This window comes from Terrirubrum flagellatum, assembly GCF_022059845.1.
Taxonomy (GTDB): Bacteria; Pseudomonadota; Alphaproteobacteria; order Rhizobiales; family Beijerinckiaceae; genus Terrirubrum; species Terrirubrum flagellatum.
In genome coordinates, this window is the sequence record NZ_CP091851.1 from 4417186 (window position 1) to 4442969 (window position 25784).

Annotated in this window: 30 protein-coding genes and 1 tRNA gene; 4 read left to right on the plus strand and 27 right to left on the minus strand. The window is 64.2% G+C overall.

Annotation, left to right across the window (positions count from 1 at the left end; genetic code table 11):
• Positions 1 to 3: 3 nt before the first annotated feature.
• From rpoN to L8F45_RS21320, 12 genes are all read right to left on the minus strand, one after another.
• A complete protein-coding gene (gene rpoN / locus L8F45_RS21265; protein ID WP_342359844.1) occupies positions 4 to 1551 on the minus strand; it encodes an RNA polymerase factor sigma-54 in 1548 nt (515 codons plus the stop codon).
• A 154-nt stretch (positions 1552 to 1705) separates the two neighbouring features.
• On the minus strand, positions 1706 to 2491 hold the full coding sequence (gene lptB / locus L8F45_RS21270) for an LPS export ABC transporter ATP-binding protein (RefSeq protein WP_425330037.1): 786 nt from the start codon (positions 2489 to 2491) through the stop codon (positions 1706 to 1708).
• 123 nt (positions 2492 to 2614) lie between these two features.
• Positions 2615 to 3298, minus strand: a complete 684-nt coding sequence (locus L8F45_RS21275) for an LptA/OstA family protein (protein WP_342359846.1) — start codon at positions 3296 to 3298, stop codon at positions 2615 to 2617.
• Positions 3295 to 4029, minus strand: coding sequence for an LPS export ABC transporter periplasmic protein LptC (gene lptC / locus L8F45_RS21280; RefSeq protein WP_342359847.1), 735 nt, complete (start codon positions 4027 to 4029; stop codon positions 3295 to 3297). The genes L8F45_RS21275 and lptC overlap by 4 nt, the downstream gene beginning before the upstream one ends.
• 133 nt (positions 4030 to 4162) lie before the next feature.
• Positions 4163 to 4777, minus strand: coding sequence for a ribonuclease D (locus tag L8F45_RS21285; protein WP_342359848.1), 615 nt, complete (start codon positions 4775 to 4777; stop codon positions 4163 to 4165).
• Positions 4778 to 4863: 86 nt separating this feature from the next.
• The gene (locus L8F45_RS21290) at positions 4864 to 5649 is read right to left on the minus strand and encodes an HD-GYP domain-containing protein (protein ID WP_342359849.1); all 786 of its coding nucleotides are present in this window, start codon (positions 5647 to 5649) and stop codon (positions 4864 to 4866) included.
• Positions 5650 to 5764: 115 nt separating this feature from the next.
• Positions 5765 to 6088, minus strand: a complete 324-nt coding sequence (locus L8F45_RS21295) for a hypothetical protein (protein ID WP_342359850.1) — start codon at positions 6086 to 6088, stop codon at positions 5765 to 5767.
• A gap of 217 nt (positions 6089 to 6305) precedes the next feature.
• Positions 6306 to 6390 (minus strand) — tRNA-Leu (locus L8F45_RS21300).
• Positions 6391 to 6746: 356 nt separating this feature from the next.
• Positions 6747 to 7259: an OsmC family protein gene (locus tag L8F45_RS21305; RefSeq protein ID WP_342359851.1), complete on the minus strand. Its 513-nt coding sequence runs from the start codon at positions 7257 to 7259 to the stop codon at positions 6747 to 6749.
• 69 nt (positions 7260 to 7328) lie between these two features.
• The gene (locus tag L8F45_RS21310) at positions 7329 to 8102 is read right to left on the minus strand and encodes an ABC transporter ATP-binding protein (RefSeq protein WP_342359852.1); all 774 of its coding nucleotides are present in this window, start codon (positions 8100 to 8102) and stop codon (positions 7329 to 7331) included.
• Between the two features lie 7 nt (positions 8103 to 8109).
• Positions 8110 to 8955 carry an ABC transporter permease gene (locus L8F45_RS21315; RefSeq protein ID WP_342359853.1) on the minus strand — a complete coding sequence of 282 codons (846 nt, stop codon included), beginning with the start codon at positions 8953 to 8955 and terminating at the stop codon, positions 8110 to 8112.
• 120 nt (positions 8956 to 9075) lie between these two features.
• Positions 9076 to 10062, minus strand: a complete 987-nt coding sequence (locus tag L8F45_RS21320; RefSeq protein ID WP_342359854.1) for an aliphatic sulfonate ABC transporter substrate-binding protein — start codon at positions 10060 to 10062, stop codon at positions 9076 to 9078.
• Positions 10063 to 10357: 295 nt separating this feature from the next.
• Here L8F45_RS21320 and L8F45_RS21325 point away from each other — a divergent pair, with 295 nt between their 5' ends.
• Positions 10358 to 13141 (plus strand): [protein-PII] uridylyltransferase, encoded by a 2784-nt coding sequence (locus L8F45_RS21325; protein WP_342359855.1) that lies wholly within the window; start codon positions 10358 to 10360, stop codon positions 13139 to 13141.
• A gap of 90 nt (positions 13142 to 13231) precedes the next feature.
• On the plus strand, positions 13232 to 13819 hold the full coding sequence (gene grpE, locus L8F45_RS21330; RefSeq protein ID WP_342359856.1) for a nucleotide exchange factor GrpE: 588 nt from the start codon (positions 13232 to 13234) through the stop codon (positions 13817 to 13819).
• A gap of 5 nt (positions 13820 to 13824) precedes the next feature.
• Here grpE and L8F45_RS21335 read toward each other — a convergent pair whose 3' ends face one another.
• From L8F45_RS21335 to L8F45_RS21375, 9 genes are read right to left on the minus strand one after another with little or no spacing between them, the layout of a single operon-like run.
• Positions 13825 to 14463: an alpha-ketoglutarate-dependent dioxygenase AlkB gene (locus L8F45_RS21335; RefSeq protein ID WP_342359857.1), complete on the minus strand. Its 639-nt coding sequence runs from the start codon at positions 14461 to 14463 to the stop codon at positions 13825 to 13827.
• A gap of 47 nt (positions 14464 to 14510) precedes the next feature.
• Positions 14511 to 15140, minus strand: a complete 630-nt coding sequence (locus tag L8F45_RS21340) for a 2,3-bisphosphoglycerate-dependent phosphoglycerate mutase (RefSeq protein WP_342359858.1) — start codon at positions 15138 to 15140, stop codon at positions 14511 to 14513.
• Between the two features lie 22 nt (positions 15141 to 15162).
• Positions 15163 to 15369 (minus strand): hypothetical protein, encoded by a 207-nt coding sequence (locus tag L8F45_RS21345; protein ID WP_342359859.1) that lies wholly within the window; start codon positions 15367 to 15369, stop codon positions 15163 to 15165.
• Between the two features lie 5 nt (positions 15370 to 15374).
• Positions 15375 to 16178: a 4-hydroxy-tetrahydrodipicolinate reductase gene (dapB, locus tag L8F45_RS21350; protein WP_342363528.1), complete on the minus strand. Its 804-nt coding sequence runs from the start codon at positions 16176 to 16178 to the stop codon at positions 15375 to 15377.
• A gap of 34 nt (positions 16179 to 16212) precedes the next feature.
• Positions 16213 to 16518 carry a DUF1330 domain-containing protein gene (locus L8F45_RS21355; protein ID WP_342359860.1) on the minus strand — a complete coding sequence of 102 codons (306 nt, stop codon included), beginning with the start codon at positions 16516 to 16518 and terminating at the stop codon, positions 16213 to 16215.
• Between the two features lie 10 nt (positions 16519 to 16528).
• On the minus strand, positions 16529 to 16816 hold the full coding sequence (locus tag L8F45_RS21360; protein ID WP_342359861.1) for a DUF1330 domain-containing protein: 288 nt from the start codon (positions 16814 to 16816) through the stop codon (positions 16529 to 16531).
• Between the two features lie 24 nt (positions 16817 to 16840).
• A complete protein-coding gene (gene pyrF / locus L8F45_RS21365; protein WP_342359862.1) occupies positions 16841 to 17563 on the minus strand; it encodes an orotidine-5'-phosphate decarboxylase in 723 nt (240 codons plus the stop codon).
• A gap of 54 nt (positions 17564 to 17617) precedes the next feature.
• Positions 17618 to 18196 (minus strand): histidine phosphatase family protein, encoded by a 579-nt coding sequence (locus L8F45_RS21370; protein WP_342359863.1) that lies wholly within the window; start codon positions 18194 to 18196, stop codon positions 17618 to 17620.
• Between the two features lie 16 nt (positions 18197 to 18212).
• On the minus strand, positions 18213 to 19181 hold the full coding sequence (locus L8F45_RS21375) for a class I SAM-dependent methyltransferase (RefSeq protein WP_342359864.1): 969 nt from the start codon (positions 19179 to 19181) through the stop codon (positions 18213 to 18215).
• Between the two features lie 181 nt (positions 19182 to 19362).
• On the opposite strand from L8F45_RS21375, the gene L8F45_RS21380 reads away from it, so the two are divergent.
• Positions 19363 to 19833, plus strand: a complete 471-nt coding sequence (locus L8F45_RS21380) for a YbjN domain-containing protein (protein ID WP_342359865.1) — start codon at positions 19363 to 19365, stop codon at positions 19831 to 19833.
• 34 nt (positions 19834 to 19867) lie between these two features.
• Here the strand turns inward: L8F45_RS21380 and dnaJ are convergent, their stop codons facing one another.
• The 6 genes from dnaJ to L8F45_RS21410 all read right to left on the minus strand — a co-directional run bounded on the left by dnaJ (position 19868) and on the right by L8F45_RS21410 (position 24994).
• Entirely contained in the window at positions 19868 to 21001 is a 1134-nt protein-coding gene (gene dnaJ, locus L8F45_RS21385; protein ID WP_342359866.1) for a molecular chaperone DnaJ, read from the minus strand.
• A gap of 3 nt (positions 21002 to 21004) precedes the next feature.
• Positions 21005 to 21361, minus strand: coding sequence for a HepT-like ribonuclease domain-containing protein (locus tag L8F45_RS21390; RefSeq protein WP_342359867.1), 357 nt, complete (start codon positions 21359 to 21361; stop codon positions 21005 to 21007).
• Entirely contained in the window at positions 21358 to 21648 is a 291-nt protein-coding gene (locus L8F45_RS21395) for a nucleotidyltransferase family protein (protein ID WP_342359868.1), read from the minus strand. Before L8F45_RS21395 ends, L8F45_RS21390 begins: the two co-directional genes overlap by 4 nt.
• Positions 21649 to 21820: 172 nt before the next feature.
• On the minus strand, positions 21821 to 23755 hold the full coding sequence (dnaK, locus tag L8F45_RS21400) for a molecular chaperone DnaK (protein ID WP_342359869.1): 1935 nt from the start codon (positions 23753 to 23755) through the stop codon (positions 21821 to 21823).
• A 158-nt stretch (positions 23756 to 23913) separates the two neighbouring features.
• Complete coding sequence (locus tag L8F45_RS21405; protein WP_342359870.1) at positions 23914 to 24549, minus strand: trimeric intracellular cation channel family protein; 636 nt, start codon at positions 24547 to 24549, stop codon at positions 23914 to 23916.
• A gap of 67 nt (positions 24550 to 24616) precedes the next feature.
• Positions 24617 to 24994: a VOC family protein gene (locus tag L8F45_RS21410; protein WP_342359871.1), complete on the minus strand. Its 378-nt coding sequence runs from the start codon at positions 24992 to 24994 to the stop codon at positions 24617 to 24619.
• A gap of 150 nt (positions 24995 to 25144) precedes the next feature.
• Between L8F45_RS21410 and L8F45_RS21415 the strand changes: the two genes are divergently transcribed.
• Complete coding sequence (locus L8F45_RS21415; RefSeq protein WP_342359872.1) at positions 25145 to 25771, plus strand: trimeric intracellular cation channel family protein; 627 nt, start codon at positions 25145 to 25147, stop codon at positions 25769 to 25771.
• The last annotated feature ends 13 nt before the right edge of the window (positions 25772 to 25784 follow it).

A 25784-nucleotide genomic window follows, 5' to 3' on the forward strand; every position in this document is an offset into this window, starting at 1 on the left:
ATGTCAACGGATCGCCATCGCCGCCTTCTCGCGCTTGCGTTCGACAGAGGACGGAATCTTGAGGCTTTCGCGATACTTGGCTACAGTGCGCCGCGCGATGTCGATACCGGACTCGCGCAGCTTTGCAACGATGGCGTCATCAGAGAGGACGTCTGTCGCGTTTTCGCCGTCGACCATCTGTCGAATGCGATGGCGAACTGATTCAGCGGAATGCGCTTCGCCGCCATCAGCCGCCGCAATCGACGTCGTGAAGAAATATTTCATCTCGAACAGGCCGCGATGCGTCGCCATGAATTTGTTCGACGTCACACGCGAGACCGTCGATTCATGCATGCCGATCGCATCGGCGATGGCGCGCAGATTGAGCGGACGCAATTCGGACACGCCACGCAGGAAAAACGCGTCCTGCTGCCTCACAATTTCTGACGCCACTTTCAGAATCGTCTTGGCGCGCTGATCGAGACTGCGCGCCAGCCAGTTCGCCGTCTGGAAGCAATCCTGCACGAAGCTTTTCGCCTTCTCGTCTTTCACATCGCGCGACACGCGCGCATAGTAAGCCTGATTAACCAGAATTCGCGGCAGCGCGTCGCTGTTCAGTTCGACGATCCAGCTTCCATCCGATGCTGGCCGCACGAACACGTCAGGCACGACAGGCGCCGCAACATCATTCGCGAAGATGCGGCCGGGCTTGGGATCAAGCGCGCGAATCTCGCGCACCATGTCCCTGAGATCTTCATCGTCGACATTGCAGAGTTTTGCGAGCGCTGCGAAGTCGCGCTTCGCAAGCAGATCGAGTCGTCCCACGAGCGCGCGCATCGCGGGATCGAAGCGATTCTTGTCGCGCAATTGAATTGCGAGACATTCGGCGAGATCGCGCGCACCGACGCCTGAGGGATCAAAGCTCTGGATGAGATGCAGCGTCGACTCGACAATTTCGGGCGCGGCGCCCAACCGCTCCGAAAGCTCGTCGAGCTTTTCGACGAGATAGCCGTTGGGATCGATCGCATCGATGATCATGCGACCGATGAAGCGTTTCAGCGGATCAGGCGTCGCCTCATGAAGCTGGCGTTCGAGATAGTCGCCCAGCGTCGGACGCGCCTCGGCGACGGTCTGGTCGAATCCGTCGCCGTCGCCCTCAAAGCTTCCGCCGGGCCCGACGCCGGTCCAGACGCCGCTGGCGACAGTCAGACCATCATGATTGGCGTTCAGCGCTGCGGTCGGAGCCTCGTCAGGGAAGACATTGCCGAAATCGGAGTCGAGATTGCCCTCGATGGCGCCCCGGCTCGTCTCGAGCTCGGAGCCGGTCCAGTCGCCGCCGTCGCCGGACTCTGGCGGCGCGCCGGCCGGGGAATCATCGGAATTGAGATCCGGAATATCTGTGGATGGCGCATCGTCGGCCCGCTCCAGAAGCGGGTTCCGCTCCAACTCGGCGTCAACATAGGCGGCGAGCTCGACGGTCGAAAGCTGCAGGAGCTTGATCGCCTGCAGAAGCTGCGGCGTCATCACCAGAGCCTGGCTCTGGCGCAACTGGAGTCCGACCGACAACGCCATTGTGAACTATGAAGTCTTCCCTGAGCGCCGACCGCCCATGATCCGGCACATATCTTGCTTGTAGCGCGTTTGCCGCAGCGCGGTCAAAGCCGGATTGGTTGGCTGGGTTAAGCGCGAGCAAACAGCCGCGTATCCCCGGAACCGCCCGCTCTTCCTACAGCCGGAAGCTTTCCCCGAGATAAACGCGGCGCACGTCTTCATTGGAGATGATCGCATCCGGCGATCCCTCCATCAGCACGCGGCCGGAATGGATGATGTAGGCGCGGTCAACCAGGCCGAGCGTCTCGCGGACATTGTGGTCCGTGATCAGCACGCCGATGCCGCGATTGGTGAGCTGGCGAACCAGCGCCTGAATGTCGCCGACAGCAATCGGATCGATGCCCGCGAAGGGCTCGTCGAGCAGCATGAAGGATGGACGGCCGGCGAGCGCGCGGGCGATCTCACAACGACGTCTTTCGCCGCCGGAGAGCGCGATCGACGGCGATTTCCTCAGCCGCCTGATATCGAACTCCTCCAGAAGCGAATCGAGCTCCGCCTCGCGCTTGTCGCGATCAGGCTCGACCACTTCGAGAACGGCCCGAACATTGTCCTCGACGTTAAGGCCGCGGAAGATCGAGGCTTCCTGCGGGAGATAGCCGATGCCAAGCCGCGCGCGCCGGTACATCGGCAGACCGGTGACGTCATGGCCGTCGAGAGTGATGCGGCCGCGATCGGCGGCGACGAGGCCTGTAACCATGTAGAAGATCGTGGTCTTGCCGGCGCCGTTCGGCCCGAGCAGCCCGACCGCCTCGCCATTGCGGACGTGCAGGCTGGCGTCATGGACGACGCGACGCTTGCCATAGGTCTTTTCGAGCCCGGACGCGGTCAGCAGCCCTTCCTCGGCGGCGACGTCGGCGACATCGGCGATGCGGTCGATCTGCGGCAGGCGATTCGAGCGCATCTCGTCGGTCGCGCCAGAGCCGCGGCCCAACAGGCGCGCGAGAAGGCCTGGCCGCTTTTGCGCGCCGTTCATCGCCCGGAACGCCGCCGGCGAAGAATCATCGGAAGTGGACGTCATGCGCGATCAGGTCTTCGGTTTGCCTGCGGGCGTTTGCTTCGCGCCGCTATCGCCGGGTTCGAAGATTCCTCGCACGCGGCCGCCCGGCCCGCCCGCAGTACAGAGAGCCTGGCCGGTCACGGTGTTGTAAGTGAAAGTCGCGCCGCACTGGGTCACATTCGGCCCGTCCGCAAGCGTCACATTGCCGCTCATCGTCACGAGGCCGGCAGCGCGATCGTATGTAGCGTTGTCGCCGGTCGCGACCTGGGTCTTGCCTTCCGATTTGGCGACCACGGACACGGGACCCTTGCAATCCAGTTTTTTCAGCGCATCGCTCTGGCTGCCATTGTCCGCCGCCGCGGGGGTTGTCCCGGCGCCCGGAGTTTTGCTCTGGTCGAAGAACACGATGAGCTGGGTGCATTTCATCGTGGTGTCGCCCTGCACGGCGACGACCTTGCCAGAGTAGATGGCGCGGCCTTCCTTCTGGAAGACCTCGAGCTTGTCGGCCTCGATATTGATCGGCTTGTTGTTGTTCTGGCTGCCGAAGTCGCCGATGCCGCCGGAGCGCTTGGGTTGGGCCTGCGCCGGAGCCGCAGGGCGCGCGGGCGTTTGAGCGACCGAAGACCCGGATGCGGCGAACACGCCGCTCGCCTCGGCCGAGATCGCGAGGCCCGCGCAGGACAGGATGATCAGCGGCTTCCGCGCTCTCATGGCTTCTTCTCCTCGGCCGCGGCCGTCCGCCCGTCGCCGCCCGCAGGCGCATCGGGATCGCGCGGCGTCAGCAGGCTTCGCACCCGGCCGGAAAACACGATCTGCTTGCCGTTGTCGATGATTTCAAGGGAATCCGCGTCGATCGTCCCGTCATTCATCTTCACCGAGACGGCTTCGTCGGAGCGGACATAGCCGGTCTTGAATTCGACGGTCGCAGACTTCAGGCGCACGTCATAGCCGGTGTCGGTTACGACACGCACGGATTCGCGCAGCTTCAATATTTCGCGCTGGCTGTCGAGCAGGCCAGCCGGCGACTGCAGATGGGCTCGACCGTCCTGTCCAAGCGAAATCTTCGCGTCGAGGTCCGTCAGCTCGACCAGATTGGGGCTCTTGATGTCCTGGGCGGCCGCCTTGGCGGTGACTTCGTACGGCGTCGCGTCGCTGCGGTAACCCTGCAGGCGCGGGGCCGCCATCACGATTTTCGATCCGTCGAGCCCGACGGACGCGATGCTCAATCCCTGCGGCAGCTTCCGGAAGGGGTCGAAGATCATCACCACGAGAATGAACAGGGTCGCAAGCACGGAGCCGATGGGAATCGCCCATTTGAGGAACCGCACGCGGCGGGAATGGCGAAGCGCGGCGCGATAGGCGACGGCGCGACGGGCGGCCCGTCCGCTATCGCCGCTCAAAACGCCCATTCCGTCGACCACCGTCGCCAACGCCGTTTCCATCCTCTTCCGTTGCAATCGAAAGGCCGACTACAGCCTGCCTCCGCGGCGCATGCCCGCCGGCGGTGGCGAAGTTATGACCCCATGGCGCTGCGCAGCCCGGAGCGGGTCGCCCACCGCGCCCTGTTAGCGCGCCCTATTCATGCGCAAAGATGTCGCTCTCCGCCCATCCCGCAAGATCAAGCTCGGCCCGGGTGGCGAGAAAGCCAAAGCAGGCGGCGGCGATGTGGGTCCGGCCCTCCCGCGCCAGCATGGCGTCGAGCCGCGTCTTCAGCGCGTGCAGATGCAGGACGTCCGAAGCCGCATAGGCGAGCTGCGCGTCCGTGAGCTGGTCGGCGCCCCAATCAGACGATTGTTGCTGTTTCGACAGATCAACGCCCAGGAGTTCGCGGACGAGGTCCTTGAGCCCATGGCGGTCGGTATAGGTGCGCGCCAGCTTCGACGCGATCTTGGTGCAATAGACCGGGCCGGTGACGACGCCGAGCCCCTGCTTCAGGGCGGCGATGTCGAAGCGGGCGAAATGAAAGATTTTCAACACCGCGGGGTCGGTCAGCACGCGTTTCAGATTGGCCGCCTCCGGCCCTCCCTTACGGATCTGCACTACGTCGGCGGAGCCGTCGCCTCTCGATATCTGCACGACGCAGAGTCGATCGCGCAACGGATTGAGGCCAAGGGTTTCAGTGTCGATCGCGATCGAAGCGCCGGGCTCGAAGCCGGCGGGAAGATCGTCGCGGTGGAAACGAATGGTCATGCGTCAACATCTCGGAATTGCAGCCTCGCATTGACCTTCGAGGCGCGGCGGTCAAGCCGGCGGCGGCAAAAGCTGCGCCAACATCGTCACAGCGCCTTGACGAGGCTCTCCTCGACCTTCCCCTCACGGGCGAGCGTGAGAAGAATGGCGATCGCTTCGGCGGGCGATTTCGGCGGCTTGTAGGCCCGCTCCTCGATCAGCGCGCCATAGATGTCGCAAACGGTCACGATGCGAGTGATGTCGCCGATGTCGGCGCCGGAGATTCCGTCGGGATAGCCGCTGCCATCGAGGTATTCGTGATGATGCCGCACCGCCGACAGCACCTCTATCGGCGCCGAGTTCTGGGCGCGCAAATAGTCATAGCCGATCACGGGGTGACGCTGGACGATCGCCTGCTCCTCAGGATCGAGGCGGCCGGGCTTGTCCAGGATCGCCAGCGGAATCCGGGCTTTGCCGATGTCGTGCATGAGGCCAGCCATGGTCAGCCGGGCAATGTCGGCGCGACGCATGCGGTTCTTCACGCCGAACGAGGTCGCGACGCCCGTGACGAGCAGGCAATGCTGAAACGTTCCCTCGTGATAGGCGCGGACAGTGTCGAGCCACTTCGCCAGTCCGACGTCGGCGACCGCGTCGATGACGAGATCGCTGGCGCCGGCCGCCTCCGTCAGGTCGACCGCGCCGCCTTCGGCAAGTTTCGAGAACATCTGGCAGAGAACATTTGCCGCCGCATCGACCGATCGTCCGCCCGGCGCGCCGGCGACTTCAGCCATCGGACGAAAAGGCCCCCATCCCGGCCGCGCCTCCTCATACTCGAACACACGCCGCCGCCCCTGGCGGTCAACGACAGCGTGAACCTTGGTGGGGCGCGACATGGGCGACGTTGGATGGACGCAAAGGACAGAAGGCCAGCGTATATTTTGAGCACGGAAGACATAAGAATTGCTGAAACGCTTTCGTCGTCTCTCCCTTTCCGGCCGCTTTGCTGACCTAGGGCGATCCCGCCAGCGGCCGCTCCTCGCCGCCGTCGCCGGGGTCGACTGTCCAACGGCCCTGCCCGCCCTCGCGCCGATAGACCAGCTTCGGGTCCCAGCCGAGCTTGTAGGAGAGCGAATAGTCGCGAGCCTGACCGGACGCGCGATAGTAGATCCAGGTCGTGGGACCTTCTCCGATCATGATGAAGCGGCCCCTGGCGAAAGCCGGTCCCGCCGGACCGAGATAGCCCGTCAACAGCTCGGCGTTGCCGCTGCGGTGCGGATCGGGATAGCCGTCGCGCTCCTGAGCGAAGCGATCGAGGGCGGCGATGATGAACATTCCGCGCTCAGCCAGCGCGACCAGGCAACGGTCAACTTCCGCCCGCCGTACGCTTGAAGGGCACGAAGTCTGCGCGACTACGTCGAAGCTCAAGAAGCAGCCGGCGATGGCTGCGCCTGTCGCGATCACGCGACGACGGTTTGGCTGCAAATCCGGTCTGGGCATGGGGCGACCCGCGCTTGCGGGCTCAACCAACCCGGACAATGCGGGGAAATGTTGGTGCCCAGAAGAGGACTCGAACCTCCACGGCTTTCACCACTGGTACCTGAAACCAGCGCGTCTACCAATTCCGCCATCTGGGCCCGGGCGCGCTTGTGGCGGGGGTCGGCCAAAATGTCAATTGCGAGACGGCCGCCGCGCCGGCGATCCCGCGTCGTCAGGACGCCCCCTACGCCAAGGGGCAGGGATGAGCGCCAGAACGGCTTTGCGCCCCTCCGCCTCCTCGGTCCACGCAAGGATCAAAGTCCTACCAGCGGCCGTTTACGGGCCGCCCAAGGGCCATCCAGCGCCGGCCAAACGCGCCCGCCCAGATCTGACCGCGGAGCGGTTGATTCGCGCCCGCCCGGGCACGCACTTCCGACTGAGCCCCGGCGCTGGCCACGATCCCGCCCAGGCTTGCGCCGGGAGACCCCGGTGCGGACGCGCGTGTCCAAGAGACTCAGACGCGCCGCAATTTCACATCGAGCGACGGCTTCGTGTTGATCGTCTGGAAAACGACGCAATAGCGTTCGGTCAGCTTGAGCAGCGTGTCGAGTTTCTCCTGCGGCGTGTCGCCGGCGTCGACGTCGAAGGCGAGCCTGATGTCGCGGAAGCCGACGGGCGCGTCCCTGGCGACGCCGAGCGTGCCGCGAAAGTCGAGATCGCCTTCGGCCTTCACCGTCGCAGACTTCAACGGGATTTCGAGAGCGGTCGCGACCGCCTTGAGCGTCACGCCGGCGCAGGCGACGAGCGCTTCGAGCAGCATGTCGCCCGAGCAAAGCTCGGCGCCGGAGCCGCCGGTCGCCGGGTGCAGCCCGGCTTCGGCGATGGCGCGCCCCGTCTCGACCTTGCAGGCAATTTTCGCGTCGTCCACCGAGCCTTGCGCGCGCAAGGTGATGAGCGCCGCGCCGGGCTCGGACTTGTAGCGTTCCTTGTGCGGCGCCTGTTGGGCGCGCAATGCGGCGGCGTCCATGATGTCCTCCTGATTGGGATGGCTGAGTGGATCAGCCCGCGCGCCGAGGCAACCCCACGGCCAATCACATCACCACCAGCCGCCGACCGCTTCGAGGCGCTCATGCTTCTCGCCACACATGGCGCGATCGAGCGTCGCGATCGTCTCACGCTGCACCCGCTCGAATGCGCTCGACAGACGATCGCGCGGACGCGCCTGCGGATTGTCGATGATCGCGGCGATGCGGCCGGGATTGGGCTGCATGACGACGATGCGGTCGGCAAGCGTGACGGCTTCCTCGATGTCATGGGTGACGATCAGGATCGTCGGCTTGCGCGCGGACCAGAGCGACAGAAGCTGCCGATGCAATCCTTGCCGCGTGACGAGATCGAGCGCGGAGAAAGGCTCGTCGAGCAGCAACACTTTCGGCCCCGCAATCAGGGCGCGCGCGATCGCCACGCGCTGCTGCTGACCGCCGGATAATTCGCGCGGCCAGCGATCGGAGTAATCGATGAGGCCGATCTGCGCGAGCATGTTGGCGACAAGCGCCTCGCGCTCTTCGGCGGTGCGCACGCGCAAGCCGAAGGCGACATTGTCGGCGACGGAGAGCCATGGCAGCAGCCGCGGCTCCTGGAAAATCACACCAACGTCGGGATGCGGCTCCTCAATGAGGTCGCGACCGACGCGGATCGTTCCGTCGCTCGCGCGATCGAGCCCGGCGATAAGGCGAATCAAAGTCGATTTGCCGCATCCGGAGCCGCCGACAATTGCAGTGATCGTTCCCGGCTGCAGCGAAAGATCGATATGCGACAGCGCATGCGCGCCGTTGGCGTAGATTTTCGAGAGATTGCGGATCGTCAGCATGAGAACCTCACAGACGCGACGCAGAAAGATCCTGCCATCGCAGAACCGGGCGGCTCGCAGCGACAAGGATGGCGTCGCAGATTTTGCCAAGCAGCGCGAAGATGATAATCGCCGCCAGAATCTGGTCAGGCTTGCCCATCTGCTGACCATCGACGAGAAGATAGCCAAGCCCCTCGCTCGCGCCCATGAATTCGGCCGCGACGACGAACATGAAGCCAAGGCCGAGACCGGCGCGCAACGCGACAACCCAATTCGGCGACACCGCGGGAAGAAGAATGCGGCGCGCCGTCTGCCATTTCGTCAGGCGGAAGACGCGGCCGATCTCCAGCGTCTTACGATCAATCGACAGGATCGCGCCCATGACGCCGAGATAGACGGGGAAGAATACGCCGATCGCGATCAACGCGACCTTCGACGCTTCGAAGATGCCGAGCCAGAGAATGAAGAGCGGCACCCAGGCGATCGAGGGAATGGCGCGCAATCCCTGCAGTGTTGGATCGAACAGGCGGCGCGCGAGCGATGACGCGCCAACAGCGGCGCCAGCAAGCGTGCCGAGCGCGGCGCCAAGCGCGAAACCAACGAATACGCGCGCCAACGTCGCAACGAGATGCGTCGCCAACTCGCCCGAGCGCGCAAGTTCTATGATCGTCGCGAAGATAACCGAAGGAGCGGGCGTCAATCGTCCTGTGATGACGCCCAAGCGGATCGCAGCCTCCCACGCAATGAGCGCTGCAAGGGGAACGATGAGCCCCGTCAGAGCGCGCGGCGCGGGTACGGGCGACGCAGCGCGGGCCGGCTTTTCGACAGGCGCGGAAAGCGGCTGCGCCGCAGCGTCAATCGAGGCGTCAGTCATCGTCGCTGGCTCTGGAATTCGAGATGAAACGAGGACGGGATCGCGCAGCCGAGAGGAGGAGGAGAAGGCTGCGCGATCCCGCCGGCGATCCGCCGCCGCAGTCGACGGCGGACCGATCCCTTATTTGCTCGCGGATTTGGTCTGGGCGAAGCGCGGCTCGATCAGCGCATCAACCGCAGCCTTCACGTCCGTCTCGGGCTTGATGACGCCGGCCGTCTGCAGAGCGAGGCCCGCAGCAAGGATCGTCTCGGCCTGAGTTGATCCAATCGTTCCGCTCGTGATGTCGGTGCGCGCGATCTGACGATCGATGACCGCATCAGGCAGTTTCGTCGCCGTGACCAGTGAAGCCTTCAACGCGGCGGGCTCGGCGACGGCCTGCTTGCGCGCATCTTCATAGGTCTTGAGAACGCGCGTCACGATGTCAGGATATTTCTTCGCGAAATCCTCGGACACGTTGAGCACGCCCCAGGTGTTCCATTCGGGCTTGCGGAAGAAGAGCCTGGCGCCAAACTCCGCTTCCGCCGCGGCGGTCAGCGGATCGAGGCCGGCCCAGGCATCGACATCGCCGCGCTCCAGCGCGATCTTGCCATCGGGATGCTGCAGCAGGACGAGCTTCACATCCTTCTCGGTCAGCTTCGCGTCCTGCAAGGCGCGCGCGAGGAAAATGTGCGGATCGGTGCCGCGCGTGACAGCGACGCGCTTGCCCTTCAAGTCCGCGACCGTCTTGATGGCGTCGGACTTCGTCACCAGCGCAGTCCATTCCGGCCGCGAATAGACATAGACCGATTTGATCGGATTGCCGTTGATGCGTCCGATCAGCGCCGCGGCGCCGGCGGTCGAGCCGAAATCAAGCGAGCCGGCATTGAGGAATTCGAGCGCCTTGTTGGAGCCCAGCGACTGCACCCAGCGGATGGCTATCCCGTCTTTGGCGAACTCCTTTTCGAGGAGACCGCGATCCTTCAGGAGAAGGCCGACCGGATTGTAGGTGGCGTAGTCGATCCGGATTTCGGTTGGTTTCGTCTGCGCTTGCGCGGCGACGGAGCCTGTCACCGCGGCGGCGGCGGCGAAGGACAGGACGGAACGGCGGGAGAAGGAAAAAATCGGCATGAGAGCCTCCGTTGATGCGGCAAGGCTCCCGGTCGAAGGCGAAGCCTGCGACCGACCCTGGCGCTTTAGCTGCATTTATTCGGCGACCGGCCCGGCTTATCCGGACAGGCCCCTCGCGCCCGCAAGCTGCTCGCTCAAATCGGCGCGTATCCGTTCTTTATGTCGGACTATACGTTCTGTCAAACGGATTATTCTTCTATATCGAACGGCGTCAGGGGGAAACTTCGCCGCCTGCGCGTCGTGTGGCGGCGGCTCCCCGGCGCGTGTTAAGCGGAGGCGCACTATCTGCTGATTCATGTCCGCCGCCGCGCCCCTTGTCGCCTCGCAGTCCCAGCACGCCCGATCGGCGGCGGAGCTTCGCGCCCGCATCGACGACATCGTGGCGGCGAGCGACACCGTGCAGGGCGCGAGGCCCCAGGTGCTCGAATTGCTGCGCGACGCGCTGGCGCGCGGACGCGAAGAGGCGCGGGCCCAGCTCCGGCTGAAGCGCGACGGCTTCATCTGCGCGCGCGCGCTCGCGGCGAACATGGATGATCTCATCCATGCGACGCACCACTTCGTCACCGCCCATCTCTATCGCACGCATAATCCTTCCTCCGGCGAGCGCATTGGCGTCGCCGCGGTCGGCGGCTACGGACGCGGAACGCTGGCGCCGGGATCAGACGTTGATCTTCTCTTCCTGATGCCGTCGAAGCGCACCGCCTGGGTCGAGAGCGTCGTCGAGGCGATGCTCTATCTGCTCTGGGATCTCCGGCTGAAGGTCGGCCACTCCACGCGCACGATCGAGGATTGCCTGCGCGAGGCGCGTGGCGACATGACGATCCGCACCGCGCTGCTCGAAGCGCGCCATCTCGTCGGCGATCGGCCTCTGTTCGCGGATATGGAGAAGCGATTCCGCAAGGAAATCGTCGAAGGCACGGCCTCTGAATTCGTGCAGGCGAAATTGGCTGAGCGCGAGAACCGCGTCGATCGCGCCGGCCACTCTCGCTATCTCGTCGAGCCCAACGTCAAGGACGGCAAGGGCGGATTGCGCGACCTCAACACGCTCTTCTGGATCGCGAAATATGTCTATCGCGTGCAGGACCCGAAGCAGCTTGTGAAAGCCGGGCTGTTCTCGCGCGATGAGCTCTCGCTGTTCGAGCGCTGCGAGGAGTTTCTGTGGCGCGTCCGCTGCCATATGCATTTCGCCACCGGCCGCGCGGAAGAGCGCTTGTCGTTCGACATGCAGCGCCTGATCGCGCCGGAGTTCGGCTACGCCGCTCATGGCGGGCTGTCGGCGGTGGAGCGCTTCATGAAGCGCTACTTCCTCATCGCGAAAGACGTCGGCGATCTCACCGCCATCGTCTGCGCGGCGCTTGAAGCGCGTGAAGCGAAGCCGCGCGCCATGCTCGACCGAATCATGGGCCGCTTGCGGCGACGCCAGCCGACGCGGATCGACAATCCTGATTTTGCGGTCGAGACCAACCGCCTGACGATCGCGCGGCAGGATGTGTTCGAGCGCGATCCCGTCAATCTCATTCGCCTGTTTCATCTGGCGGACAAGCATAACATCGCCATCCATCCGCACGCCATTCGGCGCGTGACGCAGTCGCTTCATCGCATCGACCGCGCGCTGCGCGCAAATCCCGAAGCCAACCAGCTCTTTCTCGATATTCTGACGTCGCGACGCTCGCCGGAAGTGGTGCTGCGCCGCATGAATGAATCCGGCGTGCTTGGGAAATTCATTCCCGATTTCGGCCGCGTCGTCGCGATGATGCAGTTCAACATGTATCATCACTATACGGTCGACGAGCATCTCATCCGCACGATCGGCGTGCTCGCGGAGGTGGACGCTGGCCGGCTCGAGGCTGAGCATCCTCTCGCCAACAAGATCATGCCCACGCTCGCCAATCGCCGGGCGCTCTATGTCGCGCTGTTCCTGCACGACATCGCCAAGGGCAGGCCGGAGGATCATTCGATCGCCGGCGCTAAGGTCGCGCGCAAACTGTGCCCGCGTCTCGGACTGAGCGCTGCGGAGACAGACACGGTCGTGTGGCTCGTCACCTACCATCTCACGATGTCGACGATCGCGCAGAGCCGCGACCTCTCCGACCCCAAGACGATCGAATCCTTCGCCAACATCGTGCAATCGCTGGAGCGGTTGAAGCTGCTGCTGGTGCTGACCGTCTGCGACATCAAGGCGGTCGGACCCGGCGTCTGGAACGGCTGGAAAGGCCAGCTTCTGCGCACGCTCTATTACGAGACCGAAGTCGTGCTCACCGGCGGCCATTCCGGCGTCGAGCGGAAGGAGCGCGTGCGCCTGGCGCAGGCGGCCCTGCGCGAGCGCTTGCCCGCCATGAGCGACGACGCCTTTGCGGCCTATGCGGCGCGCCATTATCCCGCCTACTGGCTCAAGGTCGATCTCGAACAGAAGGTGAAGCAGCACGCCCTGCTCGCGAGCGTCGACGAAGGTCCGCGCAAGCTCGCCAGCGCGATCGCAACCGACGCCTTCCGCGGCGTGACGGAATTGACCGTGCTGGCGCCCGACCATCCCCGGCTCCTGTCGATCGTCACCGGCGCCTGCGCGGCGGCCGGCGCCAACATCGTCGATGCGCAGATCTACACCACGACCGACGGCTGGGCGCTCGATACGATCTCGATCTCGCGCGCCTTCGATCGCGACGATGACGAATTGCGCCGGGCGGAAAGGGTCACGCGCACCATCGAACAGGCCTTGCAGGGCGAGGTGCATGCCGGCCGTCTTGTCCGCGAGCGGCACAAGCCGCGAAGCCACGCCAAGACCTTCGACGTGGCGCCGGAGGTCATCATCGACAACGCGCTGTCAGGCCGATTCACCGTCATCGAGGTGTCGGGCCTCGATCGGCAGGGGCTGCTTTACGACCTGACCTCGGCGATCTCGAAGCTCAATCTGAACATCGGCTCCGCCCATATCGCGACCTTCGGCGAGCGGGCCGTCGACTCCTTCTACGTCACCGACCTGACCGGCGGGAAAATCGAGAACGCCAACCGCCAGAACGCTATCCGCAAGCATCTGCTGGAGGTGTTCCATGAAGAGCCCCATCTCGCCCGTTCGGCTTGATTTTTTCGTCCCGCCCCCTGATATGCCGACCGATCCTTTCATCGGCCGCCGCGGAGCCCGCCGGCGGTCTGAAACCATTGATCTGAAGCGATGACCGACCCGAAACAGAACGATCCCGTCGAGACCCCTGAAGCGACCACCGCGGCGCCGGAAGCCGAAGCGGCTCCCGTCGATCCCATCGTCGCGCTGGAAGCGGAAAAGGCCGATCTCAAGGACAAGCTGCTGCGCACGCTCGCCGAGATGGAGAATCTGCGCCGCCGCACCGCCCGCGACGTCCATGACGGCCGCACCTACGCCGTCACCGCCTTCGCCCGCGACATGCTGACCGTCGCCGACAATATCAACCGGGCGCTGGAAAGCGCGCCGAAGGACGCGGCGGAGGGGCCGCTGAAAGCCTTGATCGAAGGCGTCGCGCTGACCGAGCGCGATCTGATCAAGACTCTGGAGCGTCACGGCGTGAAGAAGCTTGAGCCAGTCGGCCAGAAGTTCGATCCGAACTTCCATCAGGCGATGTTCGAGGCCCCGAGCGAGCATCCCGCCGGGATGGTTTCGACGCTGGTGCAAGCAGGCTATGCGATCGGCGATCGCGTGCTGCGGCCGGCTTTGGTCGGCATCTCCAAGGGTCCGGCAAAGGCCGCGCCGACCGAAGCGAAGGCCAACGGCGCAGCCGAAGGCTGAATTTCTTAGTCTGGCTTATTGACGCGCCGCATTGTCAGATTGATGCGGCCGCCATCTTTCAGGAGCGGCGAGCTGTTCGCATAGATGCGATCAACGCCGTGAAAGGCGAGCCGCGAGGCGCCGCCGAGAACGAACGCGTCCCCTGACTTCAATTCGATCGATTTCGTCGTTGCGCCGCGTTCGGTCCCACCAACGCGGAAGCGCGCGGAGTCGCCCAACGACAGCGACAGCACTGGCGCATCGAATTCGTTTTCGTCGCGATCCTGATGCAGCCCCATGCGGGCCTTGGGATCATAGAAATTGACGAGGCACGCCTCCGGCGCGTGCGGATAATTCGCAAGCTCGCGCCAGGCGTCGACGATCATCGACGGCATCTCGGGCCAGGGGTCGCCGGTATCAGGATGATCGGGCTGATAGCGATAGCCCTTTTCGTCCGACACCCAGCCGAGCGCGCCGCAATTGGTCATTCGCACCGAGAAGGGCTTGCCCGTGCGCGGCATGCGCGGCGTAAATAGCGGCGCACGTTTCACCACCGCGCGGATGGCGTCGCGCAGCTTCTCCTGCGCGGCCTGATCGAAATAGCCGGGAAACCAGATCGCGCCGGGCGCGATCTCAATTCTTTCGCGAGTCGAGGCCGAGGCCATGGCGCATCCTCCTGGATTCGCCTGTTTGGCCCGAAGCTTCGCCGCCGTCAGCCCGAAAGCACTTCTTTTGAAGCGACGCCGGTATCGGCGCGCAGGCGATAAACAATCGGTTCGCCGGTGTTGAGTTCGACCTTGACGATCGATTCCGGCGACAACCTGTCGAGCACCATGATCAGCGCGCGCAGTGAATTGCCATGCGCCGCGACAAGCGTGCGCTCACCATTCATCACGCGCGGCAGGATCGCTTGCACGAAGTAAGGCAGCACGCGCGCCACCGTATCCTTCAGGCTTTCGCCGCCCGGCGGCTGCACATCGTAGGAGCGCCGCCAGATATGAACCTGCTCCTCGCCCCAGCGCTGGCGCGCCTCATCCTTGTTGAGGCCGGAGAGATCGCCGTAGTCGCGCTCGTTCAGCGCCTGATCCTTGAAGGTCTTGAGATCAGGTTGGCCGACGCCGGCGAGAATGAGATCGCAGGTCTTCTGCGCGCGCGACAGAACCGACGTGAACGCGACATCGAATTTCAGGCCAAGCTTCGCGAGCTTCTCGCCGGCGGATTTCGCCTCGGCGACGCCCTGCGGCGTCAGGTCTGGATCCTTCCAGCCGGTGAAGAGATTCTTCAAATTCCAGTCGCTCTGACCGTGACGGACGAGAACGAGGAGACGATCCGGTTCGCTCATGAGAACAGCCTGCCAATGAGTATCATTTCGGGGGCGACGCCCATTTCTTCTTGAGCGCCAGCATGGTTGGAATGGCGATCAGCGCGCCAACGAAGAGCGTGAGAAACACGCGCCAGTCGCCATAAATATTGGTCGGCCAGACGAGAAAGACGATCAGCCCGGCGAGCGCAACGATGCCGAAACCGCCGAGCAGAATAAGCGCCTCGATCGCGTCGCGGGACAGCTTCATCGCAATCAGTCGTTGAGGCCGAGCACGTCGCTCATGGAATAGAGGCCGGGCTTGCGGCCACGGCCCCATTGCGCCGCCTTGAGCGCGCCGCGCGCGAAGATGCCGCGATCCTCGGCACGATGCGCAAGCTCGATCCGTTCCGATGCGCCCGCGAAGATCACGCTGTGTTCGCCGACGACGGTGCCGCCGCGCAGCGCTGCAAAGCCGATCTGGCCGGGCTTGCGCGGGCCTGTGAAGCCGTCGCGACTTGCGACTCGCGTCTCCCTCAGCGCCACATTGCGGCCGGCGGCCGCCGCTTCGCCAAGCAGCAGCGCGGTGCCTGATGGCGCATCGACCTTCATGCGGTGATGCATCTCGACGATCTCGATATCGAATTCCTCGCCAAGCGTCGCGGCCACCCTCTTCACGAGCCCCGCGAGCAGATTGACGCCGAGACTCATATTGCCGGACTGGATGATCACGGCGTGACGCGCGGCCGCTTCGAGCTTCGACATATCCTCGTCTTCGAGGCCGGTGGTGCCGACGACATGGACGATGCGCGCCTGCGCCGCGAGCGCGGCATACTGCACGGTCGCGGCCGGAGCGGTGAAATCGATGACGCCATCGGCGCGCGCGAACAACGGCAAGGGATCGTCAAGCACGGGAACGCCGAGCGCCGGCAATCCCGCGAGCACGCCGGCGTCCTTGCCAAGGTTCGATGAACCTTTTTGATCAATCGCGCCCGCCAGCGTGACGCCGTCGGTCTCGGCGATGCTCTTGATCAGCATGCGCCCCATGCGCCCACCCGCGCCAGCGACAATGAGCTTCATCTCGTTCGACATATCGCATTCCTAACGCTGGACCTTACGACGGCTGCGGCCCGTCATAGCCTTCGATGATGATGAGATCGGCGGTCGACGCAGCGACGCGCGCCTCCATCGCTTTTTTATATTCAGGCGAATTGTAGCAATCGACAGCGGTCTGATAGTCCCTGAACTCCAGCACCACGTTGCGCGCGCGCGACGTCCCTTCTTTCGATTCAAAGGGCGCGCCGCGCACAAGGAATTTCGCGCCATATTTGCTGAAGGCGACCGCGTTCAGCTCCACATACTTCTTGTAGGCCTCTGCATCGTGAATATCGACGCGCGCGATCCAGTATGCCTTCGCCATGGCGCGCTCCTCAGACGCCCTCGACGCAGACGAGATCAATCTCGCCAGCGCCTTCGCGCAGTTTGCGCGCCGCCGCATATTCCGACGAGAACAGATATTGCTTCGCCTGCGCGTAGCTTTCGAACTCGATGACGACGTTGCGAGCGCGGCCTTCGCCTTCGCCAACCGCGCATTCGCCGCCGCGCGCCAGGGGCTTTCCGCCATACTGCGCGATCGCCTTGCTCGCCTCGGCGGCGTAGACGGCCCATTGCGTCGCGTTGGTCACTTTTGCACGCCCGATCACATAGCCTTTCGGCATCAACGTCTCCCTGATGGAGACTGTTTAGGCCGCGCCTGCGATCTCGTCCATGATGGCGCGATGCGCGCCGCGCGGATCAGACGCCCGGACGATGGGACGCGCCACCACCATGTGATCGACGCCGGCGCGCATCGCCTCCGCCGGCGTCAGCGTGCGCTTCTGCCCGCCTGCTTCGGCGCCTTTCGGCCGGATTCCTGGCGTCACGATGACCATGTCGGGGCTGATCACATCGCGCACGATCTCCGCTTCGGTCGCTGCGCAGACGACGCCTTCGACGCCGATCAAGCGCGCCTGCTCGGCCCTGAGGCGAACGAGATCGCGCACCGCGATCTGGTAGCCCGCATCCCTGAGATCATCGTCGTCATAGGAGGTAAGCGCGGTCACCGCGAGCAGCTTGAGATCAGACGCGCCGCGCCCCTCGACGGCGCCGCGCATGGTCTGGGGATAGGAATGGACGGTGAGAAACGTCACGCCGAGCCGTGTGATCGATTCGACGCCTTCGCGCACTGTGTTGCCGACATCGTGCAGTTTGAGGTCGAGGAAAACCTTCTTGCCATGACGGGCGAGTTCCTCCGCCAACGCAATGCCGCCAGCGAAAGCGAGACGGTAGCCGATCTTGTAGAAGGTCGCTTCATCGCCGAGCCGCGCAATGATCGCATGGGCGTCCCAGACGGTCGGCACATCGAGCCCGACGATGAGGCGGTCGCGAAGATCGTTGATTTTCCCGGGGGCGGCGCGGCTCAGCATGCCGTTTCAGTGCCCTTTCACGCGCAATCCGTCAAACAAAACGGCCGAAATCGCTCAATTCTCCATCTGCTCGATCGAGCGCCAGCCATGGATCAAAGCCAGCGGCGACCAGGAGAAGGCGAAGACGTTGCCGCCGCCGCCCGGCTGATCACGAATGCGCGCAATCGGGCTTGCCGCGACGTGACATTGCAGCAGCGTTCCGACGCCGCCATGCCCGACGAACAGAATATCGCCCGACGCCCCGTCATGCATGACGGCCTCGACCTCTCCGACAATTCGCGTCTGCGCATCGATCGCGCGCTCCCAACCGCGGATGCTGGTCTCGGGGTTGGCGAAGAACAGGTCGGCCACCTTCTCGAATTCAGGCGGCGGCAGAAATCCCGTGGCCGAGCGGTCATTCTCGTGGGTTCGCTCGCGGATTTCGACGGCGAGGCCGCGCGCCACAGCGATAATCTCGGCGATCTCGATCGCCTTTCGCTCAGCTGAGCAGACAATGCGGGAGACGCCGAAAGTCCAGGCGCTTTGCGCCGCCTGCCGCGCCCGCGCCGCGCCGACGTCGGACAGGCCCCAATCCGGCACCGGAACAGCCGGATCGATCCTGACCTGGGGATGGCTGAGATAGAAAAGACGCAAAGGAGAATCGGCTGGCTCAGGCCTGCCGATACACCCAGACCCGCGCCGGAGGAATGTTCATCCAGATGCGCTTGCCGGCGGCGGCGATGAATTCGCCAGCCCGCAGCGGGATCGGGGACGTCGCGGCGTAGGTGAACTGAATGAAGGGCGCGCTCCGCTTCAGGAGCCGGAAGGATTGCGCCAGGAGATGCAGCCGCTCCCCGGGGGGCTTCGTCATCAACGGCAGGCTCGACACCACGGCGGCGAGCTTGGCGCGCGCATGGCCTCGCAACGTCTTCTCGATTGAATAGGCGTCACCCTGAACAACAGTCGCGCGCGGAAAACGCTCGCGCAGCAGACGACAGAAATCGGCGTCATATTCGACCAGCAGCAATCGCTCCTGGCTCACGCCGCGCGCGATCAACGCCTCCGTCACCGGACCGGTGCCCGGCCCCAGCTCGACCACCAGCCCCGGCTCCGCCGGATCAACATGGCGAGCCATCTCGCGCGCCAGCTCCGGACTCGACGGCGAGACCGCGCCGGTCTTCAGTGGATTCTCGATCCAGGTTCTGATGAAGCGCGCTTCGTCCTCGAGCTTGCCGGCCGCTTTCTTTGCGTGATGGCGGACCTTGGCGACACGCAGCTTCAGCTTCACCGCCGAGACGCGCGCCTCGCCCTCGAGCCGATAGCGAGTGGCTTTCATCCGCGCCCGCGCCCGCTCGACGGAAATCCTGATCTCTTGCGCGGCCTGCTCGATATCGGACTTCAGACGTTCACGAGCCTCGCGCGCCTCCGATTCGAATTTGCCGCGGGTGGCGATGACCTTCACACGCGCGTTGGCGACCGTGCGCTTCCATTCGTCGGCCGTCAGCTTGAACTCCGTCTGCAGCCGCTCGCGCGCTTCGACGAGCCGATCCTTCCACTCGTCTTCCGGCCTTGTCCGAACGAACTGCGCCTTCTGCGCGCGCGCGCTCGGATCAGGATTGTTGGGAGCAAAATCGGGCATGCTTTTTGACAGATCGGTGACAGAACCGCGGCGACCCTAGCCCGAACGACCCTCCCGTCAAGGCTCAACCTCACGTAACGACATTGGCGAAACAATTGCGCCGATCGAACGACATCCCGGCAAAACCGACAGCCGCTACGACATCGCCATCGCAATTCAGCCATCCGCAGGAGCTGACGCCATGCCGATGAAATATCTTCTCGCTTTCGCCATGCTGTTCATCGCTCCTCTGACGGAGGTCCGCGCGCAGCAGATCACCTCGATGGATCCGACCTCCATTCTGACCTATCTCAAGGTCAAGAAGGCGGCCGCGCAGATCGAGAAGGACAGCGACGGCAATCCCGCGATCTTCGCGAAATCGGACGATCAGGTCTTCGTGGTGTTGTTCTATGGCTGCAAGGAGGCGAAGGCCTGCCGCGCCATCCAGTTCCGCACCAATGAGAAGCCGGCGAAGCCCATTTCCGCCGAACGCATCAACGCCTGGAACGCGATCAAGAAATTCAACAAGGCCTATCTCACCGACAAGGGCGAGCCCTATGTGGTGATGGAGGTGGTGCTCGGCGAAAAGGGCCTCGACATCGCCGATTTCGACACGGTCTTTTCGCTGTGGAAACTGTCGATGAAGGAATTCGCCGACTTCGCGAAGAGCTGAGGCCTGACGAACAGTTTATTTTCGCCGGCAAGCTTCATTGCGAGCCGGCGAAAAAGTCTTTCATCTTGCCGAAGAAGCCCGCGCTTTCCGGATGCGTCTCCTTCGAGCTCTCCTGCTCGAATTCTTTCAGCAGTTCACGCTGGCGCCGCGTCAGGTTCTGCGGCGTCTCGACGACCGCCTGGATGTAGAGATCACCGACGTCGCGCGAGCGCAGCACAGGCATGCCCTTGCTGCGCAGCCTGAACTGCTTGCCCGATTGCGCGCCCTCGGGAATTTTCACCTTGGCGGTGCCGCCATCGAGTGTCGGCACCTCGAATTCGCCGCCGAGCGCCGCCGACACCATCGAGATCGGCACGCGGCAATAAAGGTCCGCCCCGTCGCGCTGGAAGAACGGGTGCGCCTTGATCGAGAGGAAGATATAGAGGTCGCCGGCGGGGCCACCGCGCGTTCCAGCCTCGCCCTCGCCAGCGAGGCGGATGCGCGTGCCGTCCTCGACGCCTGCGGGAATGTTCACGGACAGCGTGCGGTCCTTGGTGACGCGGCCCGCGCCTTTGCAGACATTGCAGGGATCGTCGATCGTCTCGCCGCGGCCATGACAGGTCGGGCAGGTGCGCTCGATCGCGAAGAAACCCTGCATGGCGCGCACGCGACCCTGGCCGCCGCAGGTGGCGCATTTCTTCGGCTTTGATCCGGGCTTCGCGCCGGAACCCGAGCAGGCTTCGCAGGTGACCGGCGTTGGCATGCGCACGCTCGCCGTCTTGCCGCGGAACGCCTCTTCAAGCGTGATCTCGACATCGGTGCGCAGGTCGGAGCCGCGGCCTCTGCCGCCCGCGCTGCGACGGCCGCCTCCGCCGCCCATCATGCCGCCGAAGAGGTCCTCGAAGATGTCCGACATCGAGGCGGAGAAGCCATCGCCGAATCCGGCGCCGGCGCCTCCACCCTGCTCGAACGCCGCATGGCCGAAGCGGTCATAGGCCGCGCGCTTCTGGCCGTCGGAGAGAACCTGATAGGCCTCGTTAATTTCCTTGAATTTGATCTCCGCCGCCTTGTCGCCCGGGTTCTTGTCCGGGTGATGCTTCATGGCGGCCTTGCGGAACGCCGATTTCAGCTCGACCTCAGTGACGGTCTTCTGAACGCCGAGAATTTCGTAGTAGTCGCGCTTGGACATGAGTTAGCTGCGCTCCTGCTGACCGGCATTTGGCAAAGAGCGCAGCAATTCCGGCCGCCAAACGCTGGCCGTCTCCCATATGACATTCATGTCGAGATCGAAATAGCCGTGCGCGATCCGGTTGCGCATGCCCTGCATTTTTCGCCAAGGAACGTGATCGTAAAGATCGGCGAGGTCTGCATGCTTGTCAGACAGTCTTGCCGCTGTTTCGCCAATAACCAGCAAGTTCAACGCGACCGCCTCTTGCGCGCGGAAGTCAGCGAGGAAATCTTCCCTGTTATATCCTTCAATATAAGAGACGGCTTTTCGCGCGGCATCCAGCATCTGTCGAACCAATATATGCGGATCGCTTTCACTCATACCGACGTCGCTTCGGCGAGAACTCTCGATCTGATTTCGCGCGGAAGATCACCCGGCGTCAGCAGATCGACGCGTACGCCAAACAAGTCCTGAAGGCCCATCTGTAAACCACCGAGATCGAGCAATGTCGCGCCGGGAAGCGCATCGACGAGGAGATCGAGATCGCTGTCGTCGGTGTCTTCGCCATGCAGCACAGAACCGAAAACGCGCAAATTCGCAGCGCGCGATCGGGCGACGATGGCGCGTGCGGCTTCACGATGCGCGTCAAGGGCGGCGGAAGGTTTCATGACGCCGCATCCTCCCCGAATCACTTTCACCCCACGATGTCATGGCCGGGTTTGGCCCGACCACCCAGACTCCCGACGCTCTCCCTTCGAAACTGGATCGCCGGGTCAAGCCCGGCGATGACAGTCTGGAGGAAAGAGCGCAGCCACGCCTCCTCGCCAAACGAGACGCGCCTCACGCGCTCTTGCGCTTCTTGTCGTCGCCCGAGACGTCCTTGAACTCGGCGTCGATAACGTCGTCCTTGGCGCTGTCCTTGCCGGCGTGCTTGGCGGCGTCGGCTTCCGCCGCCGCGGTCTCGGCCGCCTGCTGCGCCTTGTACATCGCCTCGCCAAGCTTCATCGACGCCTGCATCAGGTCGTTCGACTTGGTCTTGATCGCTTCGAGGTCCTCGCCGCCAAGCGCCGTCTTCAGTTCCGTGATCGCCGTCTCGATCGCGGTCTTGTCGCCGGCGTCGATCTTGTCGCCGAACTCGGCGACCGATTTCTCGGTCGAGTGAATCATCGCTTCGCCGCCATTCTTGGCTTCGACGAGTTCGCGACGTTTCTTGTCCTCGGCCGCGTTGGCCTCGGCTTCCTTGACCATCTTCTGGATCTCGGCGTCGGACAGACCGCCGGACGCCTGGATGCGGATCTGGTGCTCCTTGCCGGTCGCCTTGTCCTTCGCCGTCACCGACACGATGCCATTGGCGTCGATGTCGAAGGTGACCTCGACCTGTGGCATGCCGCGCGGCGCCGGGGGAATGCCGACGAGATCGAACTGGCCGAGCAGCTTGTTGTCGGCCGCCATCTCGCGCTCGCCCTGGAACACGCGGATCGTCACCGCCGTCTGGTTGTCCTCGGCGGTCGAGAACACCTGGCTCTTCTTCGTCGGGATCGTCGTGTTGCGATCGATCAGACGCGTGAACACGCCGCCGAGCGTCTCGATGCCGAGCGAGAGCGGCGTCACGTCGAGCAGCAGCACGTCCTTGACGTCGCCCTGCAGAACGCCTGCCTGCACCGCCGCGCCAATAGCGACGACTTCGTCAGGATTGACGCCCTTGTGCGGCTCCTTGCCGAAGAAGTTCTTCACGACTTCCTGGACCTTCGGCATGCGGGTCATGCCGCCGACGAGAACCACCTCGTCGATCTGGCCGGCGGAGAGGCCGGCGTCTTTCAGCGCCTTGCGGCAGGGCTCGACCGTCTTCTGGATGAGGTCATCCACCAGCGATTCGAACTTCGCGCGCGACAGCTTCAGCGTGAGATGTTTCGGGCCCGAGGCGTCAGCCGTGATGTAGGGCAGGTTGATTTCGGTCTGCGCCGCGGACGACAGCTCGATCTTCGCCTTTTCAGCCGCCTCTTTCAGGCGCTGCAGCGCGAGCTTGTCCTTCTTGAGATCGATGCCCTGCTCCTTCTTGAACTCGTCGGCGAGATATTCGACGAGACGCATGTCGAAGTCTTCGCCGCCGAGGAAGGTGTCGCCGTTGGTCGACTTCACCTCGAACACGCCGTCGCCGATCTCGAGGATCGACACGTCGAAGGTGCCGCCGCCGAGGTCATACACGGCGATCGTGCCGGTCGACTTCTTGTCGAGGCCATAGGCGAGCGCGGCGGCGGTCGGCTCGTTGATGATGCGCAGCACCTCAAGGCCGGCGATCTTGCCGGCGTCCTTGGTGGCCTGACGCTGGGCGTCGTTGAAATAGGCGGGAACCGTGATGACGGCCTGATCGACCTTCTGGCCGAGATAGGCTTCCGCGGTCTCCTTCATCTTCATCAGCGTGAAGGCGGAGATCTGCGACGGCGAATAGGTCTTGCCGTCGGCCTCGACCCAGGCGTCGCCGTTGCCGGCCTTGCTGATCTTGTAGGGGACGAGACCCTTGTCCTTCTGCGTCATCGGGTCGTCGTAGGTGCGGCCGATGAGGCGCTTGATGGCGAAGAAGGTACGCTCGGGATTGGTGACCGCCTGGCGCTTGGCGGGCTGGCCGACGAGGCGCTCGCCGTCGTCGGTGAAGGCGACGATGGACGGCGTCGTGCGCGCGCCCTCGGAATTCTCGATGACCTTCGGCGTGGAGCCTTCCATCACGGCCACGCAGGAATTGGTGGTGCCGAGGTCGATGCCGATAACTTTACCCATGACTTTAAGCCTCTTCTACTTAAGCTGGCTTCCGGCCCGCGCGCCCCGAAGCGACGCGCCCGGATGTTCTGACCGCCATATAGGGCAGCCCCCGCACGTCACAAGCCCGTGAAAGGCCCAACTTGCAAGAGAGTTACGATGCCGCGGGGCGCTTGCCCCTATAGCCCGACCTCGTCAGGGCGGCGGCCGGGCCGGGGCCGATAGGGCGGCAGGGACCAGCCGAACCTGAGGGCCAGCCCCCTCAGCCCGAAGCCCGAGAGAAAGCCTAGCGCCACAGCCATATCGCGCGGGACGACGTTCACCGCGAGCAGAAACACGACCGCGCCGAGGAGCGCGGCCGTGGCGTAGATCTCCTGCCGCAGGATCACCGGGCTTTCCCCGCCCAGGATGTCGCGGATCATGCCGCCCATTGCGGCCGTGACCACGCCCATGGCCGCGGCGACCACCGGCCCGAAGGGCAGCGCCTTCTCGGCCCCGAGCACGCTGAAGAGGCCGAGCCCGATGGCGTCGAGCCAGAATAGCACGCGCAGGCGCGAATCCGGCATATGGGCGGTGAAGAACACCAGCACTGACGCGCCGACGCAGATCAGGAGATAGGCGGGCTCGCGCACCCAGAACACCGGCGTCAGACCGAGCGCCATGTCGCGGATCGTGCCGCCGCCGACCCCCGTGACGACGCCGAGGAAGATGAAGCCAATCAGGTCCATTTCCTTGCGCGAGGCGACCAGCGCGCCGGTGATCGCAAAGACCGCGACGCCGAAGAAATCGAGAGGCGTGGTGAGATAGGAAAGCATGGGCCCAGCGCGCGTCCGTCGCACGGACCCGCGCCAGGGCCAAGCTGCGTTTTCAGAAACTGCGTTTTCAGGACGCGGCCGGCGTGCCCAGCCCGACGACCGCGCCGCCAGAATCCTTCACGATCGCAATGCGGCCGACGCCTGGCACGTCAAATGGCGCGCGGATCACCTCGCCGCCCGCCGCGACCACGGCCTCGGCGCGGCGATCGACATTGTCGACATTGATGTAGGTCATCCAGTGTTCGGGCACGCCCGTGAACTGCTCGCCCTTCATCGTGAAAACCCCCGCCACGGGCTTCTCGTCGACATTGGCGATGTAATAGGTCCCCTCAGGCGACGGCATTTCGCTGAAGGTCCAGCCGATCGCGTTGCCATAGAAGGCCTTCGCCTTTTCCGCATCGCGCGTGCCGAGTTCGCTCCACCAGATCGTTCCGTGACCGCTCATTTCAGTTCCTCCGGACTTTCTCGCGCTCCCCGTCGAAAGCTTCGGCCGACATCGTGACATCATGAAGTCATGCGCAGACCGTTGACGCGAGGGCGAAGCTGACGGAGCAGAGCGAAACGCTGATTCCGCGCTGCGGCGGAGAAACTGACAATGGCCAGCACAGACACCCGTTTCCTCCACGCCATCGACCTCGCAGGCACATTCGTGCTCTCGATCCAGGGCGCGTCGATGGGCGCCGCGAAAGGCCTCGACGCGCTTGGCGTGCTGGTCGTTTCGCTCGTGACCGCAACCGGCGGCGGCATCATGCGCGACGTGCTGATTGGCGAACATCCGCCGGAAGCCCTGCGCGGCTGGCCGCTCGTCTCGGTCGCACTCATTGGCGGGATCCTGACCTTCTTCGCCTATCACTCGATCGAACAGATTCCCGAGGCGCTGCTCGTCGTGATCGACGCGCTCGGACTGTCGCTTCTCGCGGTCGCCGGAGCCGAGAAGGCGCTCGAATACAAGCTGACGCCAATCGCCGCCGTGATGATGGGCGCGATCAGCGGCGCCGGCGGCTACACCATCCGCGACATCCTGCTGGCGCAGGTGCCTGCGGTGCTCAGGGTCGATTTTCTCGCCACCGCAGCGATCGCCGGCGCGGCCGTGCTCGTCATCGTGCGTTACATGAAAGTTCCGGCGAAAGGAGCCGCGCTGCTTGGCGGCGCGACGTGCTGCATCCTGAGGATCGTCGCGGTCTGGCAGCACTGGAGCCTGCCGGCCGCCAATCTTCATTGACCGGCCGCCCACC

Excerpts from the sequence above, each read along its gene's own strand:
- rpoN (WP_342359844.1), bottom strand. The coding sequence starts at position 1,551 with ATGGCGTTGTCGGTCGGACTCCAGTTGCGCCAGAGCCAGGCTCTGGTG.
- lptB (WP_425330037.1), bottom strand. The coding sequence starts at position 2,491 with ATGCGCTCGAATCGCCTGCCGCAGATCGACCGCATCGCCGATGTCGCC.
- L8F45_RS21275 (WP_342359846.1), bottom strand. The coding sequence starts at position 3,298 with ATGAGAGCGCGGAAGCCGCTGATCATCCTGTCCTGCGCGGGCCTCGCG.
- lptC (WP_342359847.1), bottom strand. The coding sequence starts at position 4,029 with ATGGAAACGGCGTTGGCGACGGTGGTCGACGGAATGGGCGTTTTGAGC.
- L8F45_RS21285 (WP_342359848.1), bottom strand. The coding sequence starts at position 4,777 with ATGACCATTCGTTTCCACCGCGACGATCTTCCCGCCGGCTTCGAGCCC.
- L8F45_RS21290 (WP_342359849.1), bottom strand. The coding sequence starts at position 5,649 with ATGTCGCGCCCCACCAAGGTTCACGCTGTCGTTGACCGCCAGGGGCGG.
- L8F45_RS21295 (WP_342359850.1), bottom strand. The coding sequence starts at position 6,088 with ATGTTCATCATCGCCGCCCTCGATCGCTTCGCTCAGGAGCGCGACGGC.
- L8F45_RS21305 (WP_342359851.1), bottom strand. The coding sequence starts at position 7,259 with ATGGACGCCGCCGCATTGCGCGCCCAACAGGCGCCGCACAAGGAACGC.
- L8F45_RS21310 (WP_342359852.1), bottom strand. The coding sequence starts at position 8,102 with ATGCTGACGATCCGCAATCTCTCGAAAATCTACGCCAACGGCGCGCAT.
- L8F45_RS21315 (WP_342359853.1), bottom strand. The coding sequence starts at position 8,955 with ATGACTGACGCCTCGATTGACGCTGCGGCGCAGCCGCTTTCCGCGCCT.
- L8F45_RS21320 (WP_342359854.1), bottom strand. The coding sequence starts at position 10,062 with ATGCCGATTTTTTCCTTCTCCCGCCGTTCCGTCCTGTCCTTCGCCGCC.
- L8F45_RS21325 (WP_342359855.1), top strand. The coding sequence starts at position 10,358 with ATGTCCGCCGCCGCGCCCCTTGTCGCCTCGCAGTCCCAGCACGCCCGA.
- grpE (WP_342359856.1), top strand. The coding sequence starts at position 13,232 with ATGACCGACCCGAAACAGAACGATCCCGTCGAGACCCCTGAAGCGACC.
- L8F45_RS21335 (WP_342359857.1), bottom strand. The coding sequence starts at position 14,463 with ATGGCCTCGGCCTCGACTCGCGAAAGAATTGAGATCGCGCCCGGCGCG.
- L8F45_RS21340 (WP_342359858.1), bottom strand. The coding sequence starts at position 15,140 with ATGAGCGAACCGGATCGTCTCCTCGTTCTCGTCCGTCACGGTCAGAGC.
- L8F45_RS21345 (WP_342359859.1), bottom strand. The coding sequence starts at position 15,369 with ATGAAGCTGTCCCGCGACGCGATCGAGGCGCTTATTCTGCTCGGCGGT.
- dapB (WP_342363528.1), bottom strand. The coding sequence starts at position 16,178 with ATGAAGCTCATTGTCGCTGGCGCGGGTGGGCGCATGGGGCGCATGCTG.
- L8F45_RS21355 (WP_342359860.1), bottom strand. The coding sequence starts at position 16,518 with ATGGCGAAGGCATACTGGATCGCGCGCGTCGATATTCACGATGCAGAG.
- L8F45_RS21360 (WP_342359861.1), bottom strand. The coding sequence starts at position 16,816 with ATGCCGAAAGGCTATGTGATCGGGCGTGCAAAAGTGACCAACGCGACG.
- pyrF (WP_342359862.1), bottom strand. The coding sequence starts at position 17,563 with ATGCTGAGCCGCGCCGCCCCCGGGAAAATCAACGATCTTCGCGACCGC.
- L8F45_RS21375 (WP_342359864.1), bottom strand. The coding sequence starts at position 19,181 with ATGCCCGATTTTGCTCCCAACAATCCTGATCCGAGCGCGCGCGCGCAG.
- L8F45_RS21380 (WP_342359865.1), top strand. The coding sequence starts at position 19,363 with ATGCCGATGAAATATCTTCTCGCTTTCGCCATGCTGTTCATCGCTCCT.
- dnaJ (WP_342359866.1), bottom strand. The coding sequence starts at position 21,001 with ATGTCCAAGCGCGACTACTACGAAATTCTCGGCGTTCAGAAGACCGTC.
- L8F45_RS21390 (WP_342359867.1), bottom strand. The coding sequence starts at position 21,361 with ATGAGTGAAAGCGATCCGCATATATTGGTTCGACAGATGCTGGATGCC.
- L8F45_RS21395 (WP_342359868.1), bottom strand. The coding sequence starts at position 21,648 with ATGAAACCTTCCGCCGCCCTTGACGCGCATCGTGAAGCCGCACGCGCC.
- dnaK (WP_342359869.1), bottom strand. The coding sequence starts at position 23,755 with ATGGGTAAAGTTATCGGCATCGACCTCGGCACCACCAATTCCTGCGTG.
- L8F45_RS21405 (WP_342359870.1), bottom strand. The coding sequence starts at position 24,549 with ATGCTTTCCTATCTCACCACGCCTCTCGATTTCTTCGGCGTCGCGGTC.
- L8F45_RS21410 (WP_342359871.1), bottom strand. The coding sequence starts at position 24,994 with ATGAGCGGTCACGGAACGATCTGGTGGAGCGAACTCGGCACGCGCGAT.
- L8F45_RS21415 (WP_342359872.1), top strand. The coding sequence starts at position 25,145 with ATGGCCAGCACAGACACCCGTTTCCTCCACGCCATCGACCTCGCAGGC.